The sequence below is a fragment of the Amycolatopsis solani genome, assembly GCF_033441515.1.
Lineage (GTDB): Bacteria > Actinomycetota > Actinomycetes > Mycobacteriales > Pseudonocardiaceae > Amycolatopsis > Amycolatopsis solani.
In genome coordinates this window covers 2262214-2274885 of record NZ_JAWQJT010000001.1, presented here as the reverse complement: position 1 = coordinate 2274885, position 12672 = coordinate 2262214, and the positions used below count along the sequence as shown (strand labels likewise).

Below are 12672 nucleotides of genomic sequence, written 5' to 3'. Positions count from 1 at the left end.
AATGGACTTGAACAGCGATCTCGGCGAGGGCTTCGGCGCCTGGAAGATGGGCGACGACGAAGCCATGCTCGACATCGTGACCAGCGCCAACATCGCGTGCGGCTTCCACGCCGGCGACCCGTCGGTGATGCGGCGAGTGTGCGAGCTGGCGGCCGAGCGCGGCGTCGCGATCGGCGCGCACGTCGGGTACCGCGACCTGGCCGGGTTCGGCAGGCGCGCGCTCGACATCGCGCCGGACGACCTGGCCGACGAGGTGCTCTACCAGATCGGCGCACTCGACGCGTTCGCCCGCGCGGCCGGCAGCCGCGTCTCGTACGTGAAGCCGCACGGCGCGCTGTACAACACCGCGGCGGTGGACGGCGAGCAGGCCGCGGCGATCGTCGCCGGCCTGCGCCGGTACGACCCCGCGCTCGCGCTGCTCTGCCTGCCGAACTCGGCGATGCAGCGGCAGGCCGAGATCGCGGGCGTGGTGGCGTACGCGGAGGCGTTCGCGGACCGGGCCTACACCGCCGACGGCAAGCTGGTGTCGCGCAAGCAGCCGGGCGCGGTCCTGCACGACCCCGAGCTGGTCGCCGAGCGCGCGGTCGGCATGGCGACCGGCGGCGTCGTGACGGAGGACGGCACCAAGCTCGACGTCCGCCCGGATTCCTTGTGCGTGCACGGGGACACGCCGGGTGCGGTGGAGCTGGCCCGGCGGATCGAGGCGGCGCTGGCGGACGCCGGCGTCCAGCTCGGCGCGTTCACCGGATGACCGTCCGGCTGCTGCCGTGCGGGCGGCGCGGCGTGCTGGTGGAGACCGGGGACGTGCTGGGTTACCAGGCGGCGCTGGCGGAACTGGCCCCGGACGGCGTCGAGGAGCTGGTCCCGGCGGCGCGGACGCTGCTGGTCCGCTTCGACCCTTCGGTGACCGACGCCGGCCGGCTGGGCGCGGTGCTGCGCGCGGTGTCCCCTGTGGACAGTGCGACGGCCGACGCGGGCGAGGTGGTGCTCCCGGTGGTCTACGACGGCGAAGACCTCGCCGAGGTCGCCGCCGAAACGGGGCTGAGCGTGGATTCGGTGATCGCGCGGCACAGCGGCGGCTCGTACGTGTCGGCGTTCTGCGGGTTCGCGCCCGGCTTCGCCTACCTGTCCGGCTCCGACCCGGTACTGCACGTGGCCCGCCGTTCCTCGCCACGCACCCGGATCCCGCCGGGTTCGGTGGCGATCGCCGGCGAGTACAGCGCGGTCTACCCGAGCGCGTCCCCGGGCGGCTGGCGGCTGCTGGGCCGCACGACCGTGCCGGTGTGGGACGTCGAGCGCGACCCGCCGAACCTGCTGCCGCCGGGCACCCGCGTCCGGTTCACGGCGGTGCCGTCGTGAAGCTGGAAGTCGTCCGGCCGGGCTTCGCGACGACGGTGCAGGACCTCGGCCGTCCCGGCCACGCGGCCCTCGGCGTCGGCCGCTCCGGCGCGGCCGACCGCTCGTCGTTCCGGCTGGCGAACCGGCTCGTCGGGAACCCTTCCGGGGCGGCCGCGCTGGAGGTGACGCTGGGCGGGCTGGTGCTGCGCGCTTCCGCCGTCACGACGGTGGCCGTCACCGGAGCCGCGTGCCCGCTGTCGAAGGGCGGCCCGAACGGCCCGATCACGTTGTGGCCGGGCGAAAAACTCGCGCTGGGCACGGCGGTTTCGGGCCTGCGCTGCTACGTGGCGGTGCGCGGCGGCATCGACGTGCCACCGGTGCTCGGCTCGCGGGCGACGGACACGCTCGGGAAGCTGGGCCCACCACCCCTTGCGGCGGGCATGCTGCTGCCGATCGGCCCGGCGCCGCAGGCGTTCCCCGTCGTCGATCTCGCGCCTCGCGCGGCTTTGCCGGCGTCACCGGTGTTGCGGGTGACGCCGGGACCGCGTCGCGATTGGTTCGCTGCCCCGGACGACCTGCTGTCCACTGTGTACACGGTCTCGCCGGACTCCGACCGCGTCGGGATCCGGTTCACCGGACCCCCGCTTTCCCGGGCACGCCACGATGAACTGCCGTCGGAGGCGTGCGTGCCGGGATCGCTGCAGGTACCGCCGTCCGGCCGGCCGATCCTGTTCCACGCCGACCACCCGACAACCGGCGGTTATCCGGTGCTCGCCGTCGTCGAGGAGGAGGACCTCGACCTCGCGGCCCAGCTGCGTCCAGGTCAGACGGTCCGCTTCCGTCGCGCGTCGTGAGTGATAAGTCGGGTTCTAACCCGACTTACCACTCACGACCACCAGCCACGTCAGGTTGGTGAGGGCGATCGCGAGCCACAGCGGCCACGTGCGGCGGGGACGGCGCGGACCCCGTTCGGCGAGGTAGGCGTCGAAGGCCTCGGCGACCTGGTCGTCGATCTCGTCGCGCAGCGCCGGGCTCAGCTCAGACATGGGCGGGCACCGACGGCCGCAGCGTCGCCGTCCCGATGGCCGCGAACGGCGTCCGCGGGTCGCCGCGGCCGAGCAGCCAGGCCGTGGCGAGCAGGCCGCACGCCTCCGCCGCGTCGAACCCCGTCCAAGCCGGCCACCAGTGCTGTGCCGCCCAGAACAGCTTCTTCATCGCAACCCCCGATCTCCCGATCCAAGGTAGCCGATTGCAGAGATTTTTTGCAAACAGTCTCTGTAGTACGCTGCGGCCATGGTCCAACGTCCCGAGAAGCGCGTGCTCACCGGCCCGGATCTCAAGGCCTTCTCGAAGGCATTGGCCAGCCCCGTCCGCCGGGACATCTTGTCCTACCTGGGCAAACACGGCGAGGCGAACTCGACGAGCGTCGCCAAGGCCCTCGGCGAGAGCACCGGGACGACCAGCTACCACCTCCGCAAGCTCGCCGACCTCGACCTCATCACGGAACTCGAAAGCCGCGGCGACGGGCGCGAACGCTGGTGGAAGTCGCTGATGAAGGACATCTACACCCCGCCGGGCCTGGACCTGACGCCCGACGAGCGCGAAGCGGCGTTGAAGCTGGGCGCACTGAAGATGAGCCACGACCTGGGCCTGGTCACGCGCGCGTACGCGGGCTACGACAGCGCGGCCGGCTGGAACCAGATCTACCGCTCCGGACTGCACCTGACGAAGGAGCAGATCGCGTCGTTCGTCGAGGAGTACCAGAACCTGGTGTGGAAGTACGTGACCGAGCCGGGGCAGCACCCCGAAGGCTCGCGCGCGATCGCCGTCCGGCTCGTCGTCGTGCCGGAGGACGACGACGATGAGTCCACTGAGGACTAGAGCCCGGACACCCGCAGCGTGATGTTCAGCCGGCCGGTCAAGCCGAGTGCCGGATCGGCCGTGCCGGGCAACGTCTTCGGGACGCCGTGGTAGGCCAGCCGGGACGGGCCGCCGAACACGAAGACGTCGCCGGAGCGGAGTTCGACGTCGGTGTAGGGCTTGCCGCGTGTCTCGGTGTTGCCGAAGCGGAACACGCACGCGTCGCCGAGGCTGAACGAGACCACCGGGGCCAGGCTGCGCTCGTCCTTGTCCTGGTGCAGCCCCATCTTCGCGGTGGCGTCGTAGAAGTTGACCAGCGCGATGTCCGGCTCGTACGCCTGCTCACCGGTCGCGGCCGCCAGCGCGCGGCGGCCCAGGTCGCCCAGCCAGGCCGGGAACGGCAGCACCGGCGTTCCCTCCGCGGTGGTGCGCGAGTAGCCGTACGGGTACCAGTGCCAGCCGAGGCAGACGGACTTCACCGACATCACGCCGCCGTTCGGCAGACGGGTGTGGCGGTAGCCGGACCAGCCGCGGCAGGCCGCCACGAACTCGCGCTGCTCGTCGAAGCCGAGCCAGTCGGGCAGGTGCACGGCGCCGGGCGCGATCTCGGCGCGCGGGCGCGGGAGGAGGGCGTCCATCACCTCGATTGTGCCGGAAGCTCCCGCCGCGCACGTTCGGTGATCGCCGAGGGCACGAGGTGGTGACCGCGGAACGTGACATCCGCGGCGGCGAACTGCCGCAGGAGACGTCCCAACGGACCAACGGGACGCTCCTGCGGCCGAAACCCCTCGCCCTGGGCCACCATGAACTAGACGTTGCCACACCTGAATGTCACAACGCCAGCGTGGATCAGCTACGACTGGGTCACTTGACCGCGGCGGGGCGGATCAGTCACCGAACGTCACGACGGTGACGCCCGCGCGGCCCGGCACGGGGTCGTTCATCTCGGCCAGCGCGGCCGGGACGTCGCCGAGCCCGATCCGCCGTCCGATCAGCGCGGCGAGGTCGATCCCCGCCGTCTCGACGACGCGCAGCAGCTCCGGGTACTCGTGGGCCTGGAGCCCGTGGATGCCGACCAGCTCCAGCTCGCCGCCGATGACCCGGTGCATCGGGATCGGCGCGACGCCCTGCGCGGGCGGCATCAGCCCGGCCTGGACGTGGCGCCCGCGCTTGCGGAGGCTGCCCACGGACGCGGCGCACGTCGAGGGCGAGCCGAGGCAGTCGAGCGAGACGTGCGTGCCACCGCCGGTCAGCTCGCGCACGTGCTCGGCGACGGCTTCCGGGCCGTCGAACGCCGACGCGTCGACGGTCAGCGCCGCACCCGACTTCGCCGCGAGCTCCAGCGCCGGCGGCGAGACGTCGACGGCGACCACCCGGGCGCCGGCCGCGACGGCCAGCAGGACGGCGGAGATCCCGACGCCGCCGCAGCCGTACACCGAGACCCACTGCCCCGCGCGCACCCCGCCCTGCCGCAGCACCGCGCGGAACGCCGTGCCGAACCGGCAGCCGAGCGCGGCGGCTTCGGCGGCGCCCATCGAGTCCGGCAGCGCCACCAGGTTCGTCTCGGCGTGCCCGATGGCGACGCGCTCGGCGAAGGAACCCCAGTGCGTCGCGCCGGGCTGGAACTCGCGGTCGCAGATCTGCTGGTCACCGCGCGCGCACTGGGCGCACGTCCCGCACGCGCAGACGAACGGCACGGTGACGCGGGCACCGAGCGCCCACCCGCGCACGCCCTCGCCGAGCGCGACGACCCGGCCGGCGAGCTCGTGGCCGGCGACGTGCGGCAGCGTCACGGCGGCGTCGTGGCCCTGCCAGGTGTGCCAGTCACTGCGGCACACGCCGGTCGCGTCGACCTCGATCACCACGCCACCCGGCGGCGCCACCGGCTCCGGCACGTCCCGCACGACGGGCGGGGCGCCGAACTCTTCGATCACGACAGCTCGCATGGCCGCGAGCCTACGTGACCCGGTTTTCCTTGCTGCCGCTCAGTTGAGCGGCGGCGGCTGGGCGTGGAAGCGGGTTCTTCCCCGCGGCGGCCCGAGGAGCTTGCTGAGCGAGCCGTCGGGCACGTTCAAGATGTCCTCGAGATTCCGCAAGGCCTCCAACGATTCCGCGCGCTCCGGACGGCACCGCCCGGACTGCCAGTGGCTGAGGGTGGCCAGGCTGACCGTGGTTCCCCTGCCGCGCAAGCGATAGCGGATCCGGTCCAGCCCGAGCCCGCGGGCCCGGATCGCGGCCCGCAAGGCCACGTCGAACGGGCCCGCGGCGAGCAGCTGGCTCAGCTCCGCCTGTTCCCCCCGGTCGATCGTGCGTGTTCGCTGACCGGTCATCACTACGCTCCGAAGCACTCCCGAATACGAACATTGGAGCGTAGGCGCAGGTTCGCAAGATCGGAAGACCACTCACCCACCTGCCGTGCGCACCTTCGCGGCGATCGCGGCGAACGGTTCCGCGTAGCCGGAGTTGATCGTGACGTAGGAAATCCCCCACCGCTCCCGCCAGCGGAGAAGCCTTTCCGTGGCTCGATTCAGGTCCTCGGGGAGCACGGTCACCGCACCGCCCGCGGCGAGCTCGGGGACGTCGACCCCAGCCCACCGCGCGATTCCCGGCGACGGCCGGTCACCGACAGCCATGAGGTTCAGCCCCAGCTCGATGTCCGGCAACCGCGAACCGGCGAGCGTTCGGAATCGATCCACAATGGACTCAGCTTCGGCTTCGGTGGTTTTCGGCGCCCAGGTGAACGTGACGGTGTCGGCTTCTTGCGCGGCGAGCGCGAGCATTTTCGGCCCCCCGCCGGCAACCACCAACGGCGGCCGGTCGGCCGTGCGCTTGAGGTGCGCGATGGTCTCGGCCATCCGTGTGACGCGCTCACCCGGAGAGGGGAACTCCCGGCCGAGCTGCTTCGCCTGCTCCTCGGCTCCCGGCCGTCCGACCCCGAGCCCGAGTTCGAAGCGACCACGGGACAGCTGGTGGAGGGTTTGCGCCTGCCAGCCGAGAGCCCGCGGGTCCCGGAAGGGGTCGGCGAGGACGAAGGTGCCGAGCTTCAGCCGCCGAGTGACCGCGGCGGCGGCCCCGAGGAGCACGAAGGGGTCGGCGGTCCCGACGGGATCGGTGGCGAGGAAGGTGTCGAACCCGAGGTCCTCGGCCTGCCTGGCCTGGGCCGTCCAGGCGGCGAAGTGGGGCGCGAACCCGGCGACGACGCCGAAGCGGAAGGGTTTCATGCGGCCATGGTCGCGGGGGCGGGTCGTCACCACATCCGCTTCACGACGTCACCCGCGCGTACGCCCGTCAGCGCAGGGTGACCGACAGCGCCTGCGCGATCTCCTTGCCGATCGCGTGCGTAGCCGCGTCCGGGGGTGAACCCACCTTCACCACCATCGGGCCGCCGAACGGCTGGCGCTCCACCACCTCGATGCGTTCGCCCAGGTTGATCGCGTGTTCCGTGAGGTACCGCAGCAGCTCCGGGTCCGTGTCCCAGACCCGGACGATCTCGCCGACCGCGCCCGGCGGCAAGTCGTCCAAGATGCGGACCGGCAGTTCCTCCACGCTTCCGTCGGGGGCCGGGATCGGGTCGCCGTGGGGGTCGCGGACCGGGTTGCCGAGCTTGGCCGCGATGCGCTCGACCAGGCGGTCCGACACCGCGTGCTCCAGCGCGTCCGCCTCCGCGTGGACCTCGTCCCACGTGTAGCCGAGCTCCGAGACCAGGTACGTCTCGATCAGCCGGTGCCGTCGCAGCACCGAGCGCGCGAGCAGTCTGCCGTCGGCGGTCAGCTCGATGCCGCGGTACGGCACGTGCGTGACCAGGCCGAGCTGGGACAGCTTCGTGACCATCCCCGACGCCGAGGACGGGCTGACCTCCAGCCGGCCGGCGAGCGACGTGTTGGTGACCGCCTCACCCCGCTCGACCAGGCCGTAGATCACCCGGACGTAGTCCTCGACCGACGAGGACCTCCGGACCGAACCATCTCCCATGCCGCATACTTTACGGGGCTACGTACTTTCTCGTGAAAGTCACTGGTCCGGCCAAAAGCAGGCCGGACCCTCGCGCGCCACGCAACCGGTGCTCCAAAGTCATCCTCAGTACGGCCGCCAGCGGTAGCGGATCCAGCCCGGGACGGGCTCCGCGCCCAGCTGGGCGTAGAACGCCTGGCCCTTTTCGTTGCCCTCCTGCATGTCCCACTCGACGCGCCCGGTCGTGCGGTTGCGCAGCTCGTCCAGCAGCTCGCCGCCCAATCCGTGGCGGCGGTGGGCCGGACGGACGAACAGGTCGTCCAGCCAGATCCCCGGACGGGCCTCCCACGTCGAGAAGTTCCAGCTGCAGAACGCGAAGCCGGCCACGGTGCCGGGCTCGCCGGGCGGGGTCGCGAGCAGCACCCACGCCTTCGGGTCCGGCCCGAACAGGTGCCCGCTCATCTCGGCGCGGTCGAGCTTCAGGTCGTGGTTGTCCTCGTAGACGGCGTGCTCCTCGATGAGCGCGCAGATTTCCTCGATGTCTTCGAAGACGGCGTCGCGGACGGGCATCTCGCCTCCCGTTTCTGTCGGTGGTGGTCGTTACTGTCGGGCTCGGAGGTGGTCGATGTCACCAGAGCAGCGGTTCGAGGACCTGGTCGACGAGTTCACCGGACGCCCGGGCATCACGCCACCCGGCGCGACCGGCGGGTTCGGGCGCACAGCCCTGCGCGCGCACGGCCGGATCTTCTGCGTGTTCGTCCGCGGGCAGCTGGTGCTGAAGCTGCCCAAGGCCCGGGTGGACGAGCTGGTCGAAGGCGGGCACGGCGTGCGCTTCGACGCGAACAAGGGCACGCCGATGAAGGAGTGGCTGGCGCTGGACGCGGCGTCGCCCCAGCCGTGGTCCGCACTGGCGGAAGAAGCACTCGATTTCGTGGGAAGGAAGTGAGTCATCACGCTTGATAACGCAGTTCGCCGCCGACGGCGGTGCCTTGCACGGTGAGGTCGTCCAAAGCGGACTCTTCGAGCGGCGACCCGGACAACACGGCGAAATCGGCGAGCTTCCCGGGTTCGAGCGTGCCCAGGTCACGCTCGGCGAAGGTCGCGTAGGCCGAGCCGTACGTGTACGCGCGCAACGCCTGCTCCGGCGTCAACGCCTCTTCGGGCGCGAAGAGGGCGCCTGACGCCGTGCGCCGCCGAACCATGTCGGCGAGCGCGAGCAGCGGAGCGCCGTTCACGACCGGGCGGTCCGAGGACGCGGGGAGCACGCAGCCGGCGTCGAGGACGCTGCGCAGCCGGTAGCACCACGGCACGCGGGACTCGCCGAGCGCGGCGCGCATGCCGTCGCCGAGCTCGTTGACGAACCGGCCCTGCGGCGACGGGATGAGCCCGAGCGCGGCCAGGCGGGTCAGCTCCGCCGGTTGGAGCACCGCGCAGTGCTCGATGCGGTGCCGGTGGTCCGTGCGCGGCGAAGCGGCCAACGCGGCTTCGTAGGCGTCGAGGACGACGGTGATCGCGCGATCGCCGATGGCGTGCGTCGCGATCTGCCAGCCCGCGTCGTGGGCTTGCCGGATCGTGCGCGCCAGCGACTCCTCAGGCACCTGGAAGTAGCCGACGTTGCCCGGCTCGCCGTCGAAGGGCTCGTGCATCGCGCAGGTGCGCCCGACCAGGGAGCCGTCGGCGAACAACTTCATCGGGCCGACGCGCAGCCACTCGTCGCCCAGGCCGGTGCGCAGGCCGAGGTCGAGACCGAAGCCGGCGCCGTCAGGGAGGTCGTGCAGCACGCTCGCGGCGACCATCACCGTGCTGCGCACGCGCAGCACGCCCTGCTCGCGCGCCTGCTGGTAGGCGGCCAGCTCCACGGGCGTCTCGCCGACCAGGCCGCCGCCGATCCCGGCTTCCTGGACGCTGGTGATGCCCTCGGCCAGGTACTGCGCGGACGCCCGGTCGAGCCCGCGCACGACCTGCGAGACCGGCGTCGGGTACGTCAGCGGCCGCAGCAGCAGCTGGGCCTGCTCGCGCAGCAGCCCGGTCGGCGAGCCGTCCGGGGAAAGCACGACGTCGCCGCCGACCGGGACGTTCGCCAGGTCGAGCTGGTCGAGCACGGCCGAGTTGACCACGGTCATGTGCCCGGACGTGTGCTTGAGCCGCACGAGCATGCCCGGCGCGGCGCGGTCGAGGCCGTGCCGGTCGGGGTGCCCGCCGGCGAGCTTGTTCTGGTCGTACCCGCTGCCGATCACCCAGCTGCCGGCGGGGAGCGTCGCGGCGCGCGCGGCGACGGCGTCGTAGACCTCCTCGACGCTGCGGCAGTCGCTGAGCGGGACGTCGTCGAGGCCCATGCCGAACCACGCCATGTGGTTGTGGGCGTCGTGGAAGCCGGGCACGACGAAGCCGCCGGCGAGGTCGACCCGCGAGCGCGCCGACAGCTCGAGCGCGTCGTCGCCGAGCGCGACGACCCGGCCGTGCAGCACGGCGAGCGCATGGGTGACGCCCGCGCCCGTCCACACCGTGGCGTTCTCGTAAACCGCGTCGACCTTCATGAGCCAGAGGCTATCGATCGATCGATCGAACGTCTAGCATCGCCCTCATGCCCACCGTGGACTTCGCCGTCGAGGACGGCATCGCGCAGATCCGGCTGAACCGGCCCGAGCGGCTGAACGCGGTCGCCGCCGTCCTGGTCGACGACTTCCTCGACGCCCTCGACGCGGCCGCTCGCAGCGACGCGCGCGTCGTCGTGCTGTCCGGGAACGGGCGCGCCTTCTGCGCCGGCCACGACCTCAAAGAACCCACCCCCGCGGGTGACTCGCGGGCCCGGCTCGACCGCCTCCAGGACGTCACGCGGCGGCTGCGCGGGCTGCGCCAGCCGGTGATCGCGGCGGTGCACGGCTACGCGATCGGCGCCGGCGCGGAGTTCGCGCTGGGCTGCGACCTGATCCTGGCCGCCGAGGACGCCGTGTTCGCGTTCCCGGAGGTCTCGCTCGGCCTGAGCGTCACCGGTGCGGCGTCGCGGCTGCTGCCGCTGCTCGTCGGCCCGCTCAAGGCGAAGGAGCTCCTGCTGCTCGGCGAGCGCTTCGACGGCCGGAAGGCCGCGGAGCTGGGCATGGTCAACGCCGCCGTCCCCGCCGACCAGCTCCAGGCCGAAGCGCTGAGCTGGGCGAAGCGGATCGCCGAGCACCCGCCGGCGGCCGCGGCGATGGCCAAGCGCGTCCTCGACGCGCCGATCGACGTCGAGCCGGCGCTCGAGCTCGAGGTCAGCCACGCCCTCATCACCGAAACCTCGGCCGCGGTCGCCGCGTCCACGGAGGCCTTCCGGAGCCGGACGTGACGCCGCTCGCCGAGATCGGCACGCTCGCCCAGCTCGTCACGCGGGCCGCGGCGCTGTGGCCGGAGCGCACGGCCTGGGTGTTCGACGAAACCGGCGAACGGTTCACCTTCGCGGACGTCGACCGGCGCAGTTCCGAAACCGCCGCGGCGCTCGCCGGACGCGGGATCGGCCCGGGCGACCGGGTCGCCGTGATGCTGCGGAACGTGCCCGACTTCCCGCTGACCTGGCTGGCACTGGCCAAGATCGGCGCGCAGCTGGTGCCGGTCAACACGAACTACCAGGAGTTCGACGGCGCCCACGTCCTCCGCCATTCCGGCGCGAAACTGACCGTCGCCGCCGAAGAGTTCACCGGCCTCCTCAACCGGATCGGCCTCACCGACGTCCTCACCCCAGCGGAGCTTTCACGTGAAAGCGGCGACCTGGGGGCGGAGCTTTCACGTGAAAGCGGCGCCTTCACCCCGGTGCCGGAACTGCCGGTCAACATCCAGTACACCTCGGGCACCACGGGCGCCCCCAAGGGCTGCGTCCTGCCGAACCGCTACTGGACGACGCTCGCGATCGGCCTGGCCACCGACTTCCCCGCCGTCGGCGAAGAAGACGTGCTGCTGACCGCGCAGCCGTTCCACTACATCGATCCACAGTGGAACGTCGCGCTCGGGCTGGCCGGGGGCGCCACCCTCGTCGTGCTGGACCGGTTCCACCCCAGCACGTTCTGGGCGAAGGTCCGCGAGCACGGCGTCACGTGGTTCTACTGCCTCGGCCTGATGCCGACGCTGCTGCTGCGGCAGGAACCGTCGGCGGCCGATCGTGACCACCGCGTCCGCGCGATCTGCGCGTCGGCCATCCCACGGGACCTGCACGCCGAGCTGGAGGCGCGCTGGGGCGTCCCGTGGTACGAGGCGTTCGGGATGACCGAGACCGGCGGCGACATCCGGATGACCGCGGCCGACCACGACGAGACCGTCGGCACCGGCTGCATCGGGCGGCCCAGCCGCGACCGCGAGGTGATGATCGCCGGCGACGACGGGAAGCCGTTGCCGCGCGGGGAAACCGGGCAGCTGCTGATCCGCGGCATCGGCCTGATGCACGGGTACCACGAAGATCCCGAAGCGACGGCGAAGGCGTTCGGGAACGGCTGGTTCCACACCGGCGACCTCGCACGGCTGGACGACGCCGGCCGCGTCTACTACGTCGGCCGGACGAAGGACATGATCCGCCGCAGCGGTGAGAACGTCTCCGCGGACGAGGTCGAACGCGCGCTGCTGCTGCACCCCTCGGTCAAGCTGGCGGCGGTCGTCGCGGTGCCCGACGAACTGCGGGGCGAGGAGATCAAGGCGTACGTCGTGTGCGACGGCGAGCGCCCCGAACCGGCCGCGCTGGCCGAGTTCTGCGCGGGAAAGCTGGCCTACTTCAAGGTTCCGCGCTTCTGGGCGTTCGCCGACGCGCTGCCGATGACGCCGTCGGAGCGGGTCGCCAAGGGCGAGCTGCGGAAGGTGGCCGACCCGCGCACCGGGTCGTGGGACGCGAAGGCGGCGGCATGGCTGTGACGAGCCGGGAGCGCGTCCGCGCGGCGGCGGTGAAGCTGTTCGCCACCAAGGGGTTCCACGGCACCGGCATCCGGGATCTGGCGCAGGAGGCGGAACTCTCGTCGGCGAGCCTGTACCACTACATGGGCACCAAGGAAGATCTCCTCGCGGAGATCATGCACACGGCCCTGAACCGCCTGCTCGACGCGGCCCGCGAAGCGACGGCGGGGGGCGGCGACCCGGTGCGCCGGTTGCGCACGCTGGTCGTGCTGCACGTGCTCGCGCACGCGGTCGGCCCGGCGGAAACCCGCGTGGTGGACAACGAAGTCGACGTCCTGTCCCCGGCCGCGCGCGAGCCGGTGGTGGCGTTGCGGGACGCCTACGAACGCCTGTGGGCGGCGGCGATCGACGAAGGCGTCGCGGCGGGCGTGTTCCACACCGAACACCCGGCCGTGACGCGGCTCGCACTGCTGGAGATGTGCAGTGGCGTGGCCCGCTGGTACTCCCCGCGCGGTCCGCTGGCGCTGGACCAGCTCGCGGAGCACTACGCGGAGCTGGTGTCGAGGGCCCTGGGCTGCACCGCACCGCCGGGTCTCACCGACTTGCGGCGGTGCCGGGAAATCGTCGCGAAAGAGTGGGGGGTGTCCGTTTAGCGGCGCTTTTACCTGTGTACGC

General features: G+C 72.0%; 17 protein-coding genes. 8 read left to right on the top strand and 9 right to left on the bottom strand.

Annotated elements, in window-relative coordinates; all coding sequences use genetic code 11:
* The first annotated feature begins 1 nt into the window (after position 1).
* Genes SD460_RS11375 through SD460_RS11365 form a run of 3 tightly spaced genes read left to right on the top strand, consistent with a single transcriptional unit; the run spans position 2 to position 2192 of the window.
* Positions 2 to 751, top strand: a complete 750-nt coding sequence (locus SD460_RS11375; RefSeq protein WP_290053113.1) for a LamB/YcsF family protein — start codon at positions 2 to 4, stop codon at positions 749 to 751.
* Positions 748 to 1359: a 5-oxoprolinase subunit B family protein gene (locus SD460_RS11370; protein WP_290053111.1), complete on the top strand. Its 612-nt coding sequence runs from the start codon at positions 748 to 750 to the stop codon at positions 1357 to 1359. The genes SD460_RS11375 and SD460_RS11370 overlap by 4 nt, the downstream gene beginning before the upstream one ends.
* The gene (locus SD460_RS11365; protein ID WP_290053109.1) at positions 1356 to 2192 is read left to right on the top strand and encodes a 5-oxoprolinase subunit C family protein; all 837 of its coding nucleotides are present in this window, start codon (positions 1356 to 1358) and stop codon (positions 2190 to 2192) included. The genes SD460_RS11370 and SD460_RS11365 overlap by 4 nt, the downstream gene beginning before the upstream one ends.
* 15 nt (positions 2193 to 2207) lie before the next feature.
* On the opposite strand, the gene SD460_RS11360 is transcribed toward SD460_RS11365, so the two are convergent.
* Together SD460_RS11360 and SD460_RS11355 are read right to left on the bottom strand one after the other, a co-directional pair.
* Positions 2208 to 2384: a hypothetical protein gene (locus SD460_RS11360; protein WP_290053108.1), complete on the bottom strand. Its 177-nt coding sequence runs from the start codon at positions 2382 to 2384 to the stop codon at positions 2208 to 2210.
* Positions 2377 to 2553 carry a hypothetical protein gene (locus SD460_RS11355; RefSeq protein ID WP_290053106.1) on the bottom strand — a complete coding sequence of 59 codons (177 nt, stop codon included), beginning with the start codon at positions 2551 to 2553 and terminating at the stop codon, positions 2377 to 2379. The genes SD460_RS11360 and SD460_RS11355 overlap by 8 nt, the downstream gene beginning before the upstream one ends.
* Before the next feature lie 78 nt (positions 2554 to 2631).
* Here SD460_RS11355 and SD460_RS11350 point away from each other — a divergent pair, with 78 nt between their 5' ends.
* Positions 2632 to 3219 (top strand): ArsR/SmtB family transcription factor, encoded by a 588-nt coding sequence (locus tag SD460_RS11350; protein WP_290053105.1) that lies wholly within the window; start codon positions 2632 to 2634, stop codon positions 3217 to 3219.
* On the opposite strand, the gene SD460_RS11345 is transcribed toward SD460_RS11350, so the two are convergent.
* From SD460_RS11345 to SD460_RS11320, 6 genes are all read right to left on the bottom strand, one after another.
* Positions 3216 to 3836 carry an alpha-ketoglutarate-dependent dioxygenase AlkB family protein gene (locus SD460_RS11345; RefSeq protein WP_290053104.1) on the bottom strand — a complete coding sequence of 207 codons (621 nt, stop codon included), beginning with the start codon at positions 3834 to 3836 and terminating at the stop codon, positions 3216 to 3218. The genes SD460_RS11350 and SD460_RS11345 overlap by 4 nt on opposite strands.
* A gap of 249 nt (positions 3837 to 4085) precedes the next feature.
* A complete protein-coding gene (locus SD460_RS11340; RefSeq protein ID WP_290053102.1) occupies positions 4086 to 5144 on the bottom strand; it encodes a zinc-binding dehydrogenase in 1059 nt (352 codons plus the stop codon).
* 39 nt (positions 5145 to 5183) lie between these two features.
* Positions 5184 to 5528: a transcriptional regulator gene (locus tag SD460_RS11335; protein WP_166640026.1), complete on the bottom strand. Its 345-nt coding sequence runs from the start codon at positions 5526 to 5528 to the stop codon at positions 5184 to 5186.
* 72 nt (positions 5529 to 5600) lie between these two features.
* Positions 5601 to 6419 (bottom strand): LLM class flavin-dependent oxidoreductase, encoded by an 819-nt coding sequence (locus SD460_RS11330; RefSeq protein ID WP_290053098.1) that lies wholly within the window; start codon positions 6417 to 6419, stop codon positions 5601 to 5603.
* A 67-nt stretch (positions 6420 to 6486) separates the two neighbouring features.
* Complete coding sequence (locus tag SD460_RS11325; RefSeq protein WP_072476133.1) at positions 6487 to 7170, bottom strand: metal-dependent transcriptional regulator; 684 nt, start codon at positions 7168 to 7170, stop codon at positions 6487 to 6489.
* 105 nt (positions 7171 to 7275) lie between these two features.
* A complete protein-coding gene (locus SD460_RS11320; RefSeq protein WP_290053095.1) occupies positions 7276 to 7719 on the bottom strand; it encodes a GNAT family N-acetyltransferase in 444 nt (147 codons plus the stop codon).
* 55 nt (positions 7720 to 7774) lie between these two features.
* Between SD460_RS11320 and SD460_RS11315 the strand changes: the two genes are divergently transcribed.
* Positions 7775 to 8095, top strand: a complete 321-nt coding sequence (locus tag SD460_RS11315) for a hypothetical protein (RefSeq protein ID WP_290053094.1) — start codon at positions 7775 to 7777, stop codon at positions 8093 to 8095.
* A 4-nt stretch (positions 8096 to 8099) separates the two neighbouring features.
* Here SD460_RS11315 and SD460_RS11310 read toward each other — a convergent pair whose 3' ends face one another.
* A complete protein-coding gene (locus SD460_RS11310; protein WP_318306131.1) occupies positions 8100 to 9686 on the bottom strand; it encodes an amidohydrolase in 1587 nt (528 codons plus the stop codon).
* Positions 9687 to 9733: 47 nt separating this feature from the next.
* Between SD460_RS11310 and SD460_RS11305 the strand changes: the two genes are divergently transcribed.
* Genes SD460_RS11305 through SD460_RS11295 form a run of 3 tightly spaced genes read left to right on the top strand, consistent with a single transcriptional unit; the run spans position 9734 to position 12650 of the window.
* Positions 9734 to 10471 (top strand): enoyl-CoA hydratase/isomerase family protein, encoded by a 738-nt coding sequence (locus tag SD460_RS11305; protein ID WP_318306130.1) that lies wholly within the window; start codon positions 9734 to 9736, stop codon positions 10469 to 10471.
* Positions 10468 to 12018, top strand: coding sequence for an ATP-dependent acyl-CoA ligase (locus SD460_RS11300; RefSeq protein ID WP_290053090.1), 1551 nt, complete (start codon positions 10468 to 10470; stop codon positions 12016 to 12018). The genes SD460_RS11305 and SD460_RS11300 overlap by 4 nt, the downstream gene beginning before the upstream one ends.
* The gene (locus SD460_RS11295) at positions 12015 to 12650 is read left to right on the top strand and encodes a TetR/AcrR family transcriptional regulator (protein ID WP_290053164.1); all 636 of its coding nucleotides are present in this window, start codon (positions 12015 to 12017) and stop codon (positions 12648 to 12650) included. Before SD460_RS11300 ends, SD460_RS11295 begins: the two co-directional genes overlap by 4 nt.
* Positions 12651 to 12672: the final 22 nt, after the last annotated feature.

What these genes read in the sequence shown, in the direction of transcription:
- SD460_RS11305 (WP_318306130.1), top strand. Translation starts at nt 9,734, where the DNA reads ATGCCCACCGTGGACTTCGCCGTCGAGGACGGCATCGCGCAGATCCGG.
- SD460_RS11335 (WP_166640026.1), bottom strand. Translation starts at nt 5,528, where the DNA reads ATGACCGGTCAGCGAACACGCACGATCGACCGGGGGGAACAGGCGGAG.
- SD460_RS11345 (WP_290053104.1), bottom strand. Translation starts at nt 3,836, where the DNA reads ATGGACGCCCTCCTCCCGCGCCCGCGCGCCGAGATCGCGCCCGGCGCC.
- SD460_RS11370 (WP_290053111.1), top strand. Translation starts at nt 748, where the DNA reads ATGACCGTCCGGCTGCTGCCGTGCGGGCGGCGCGGCGTGCTGGTGGAG.
- SD460_RS11330 (WP_290053098.1), bottom strand. Translation starts at nt 6,419, where the DNA reads ATGAAACCCTTCCGCTTCGGCGTCGTCGCCGGGTTCGCGCCCCACTTC.
- SD460_RS11310 (WP_318306131.1), bottom strand. Translation starts at nt 9,686, where the DNA reads ATGAAGGTCGACGCGGTTTACGAGAACGCCACGGTGTGGACGGGCGCG.
- SD460_RS11340 (WP_290053102.1), bottom strand. Translation starts at nt 5,144, where the DNA reads ATGCGAGCTGTCGTGATCGAAGAGTTCGGCGCCCCGCCCGTCGTGCGG.
- SD460_RS11360 (WP_290053108.1), bottom strand. Translation starts at nt 2,384, where the DNA reads ATGTCTGAGCTGAGCCCGGCGCTGCGCGACGAGATCGACGACCAGGTC.
- SD460_RS11315 (WP_290053094.1), top strand. Translation starts at nt 7,775, where the DNA reads ATGTCACCAGAGCAGCGGTTCGAGGACCTGGTCGACGAGTTCACCGGA.
- SD460_RS11355 (WP_290053106.1), bottom strand. Translation starts at nt 2,553, where the DNA reads ATGAAGAAGCTGTTCTGGGCGGCACAGCACTGGTGGCCGGCTTGGACG.
- SD460_RS11320 (WP_290053095.1), bottom strand. Translation starts at nt 7,719, where the DNA reads ATGCCCGTCCGCGACGCCGTCTTCGAAGACATCGAGGAAATCTGCGCG.
- SD460_RS11375 (WP_290053113.1), top strand. Translation starts at nt 2, where the DNA reads ATGGACTTGAACAGCGATCTCGGCGAGGGCTTCGGCGCCTGGAAGATG.
- SD460_RS11350 (WP_290053105.1), top strand. Translation starts at nt 2,632, where the DNA reads ATGGTCCAACGTCCCGAGAAGCGCGTGCTCACCGGCCCGGATCTCAAG.
- SD460_RS11325 (WP_072476133.1), bottom strand. Translation starts at nt 7,170, where the DNA reads ATGGGAGATGGTTCGGTCCGGAGGTCCTCGTCGGTCGAGGACTACGTC.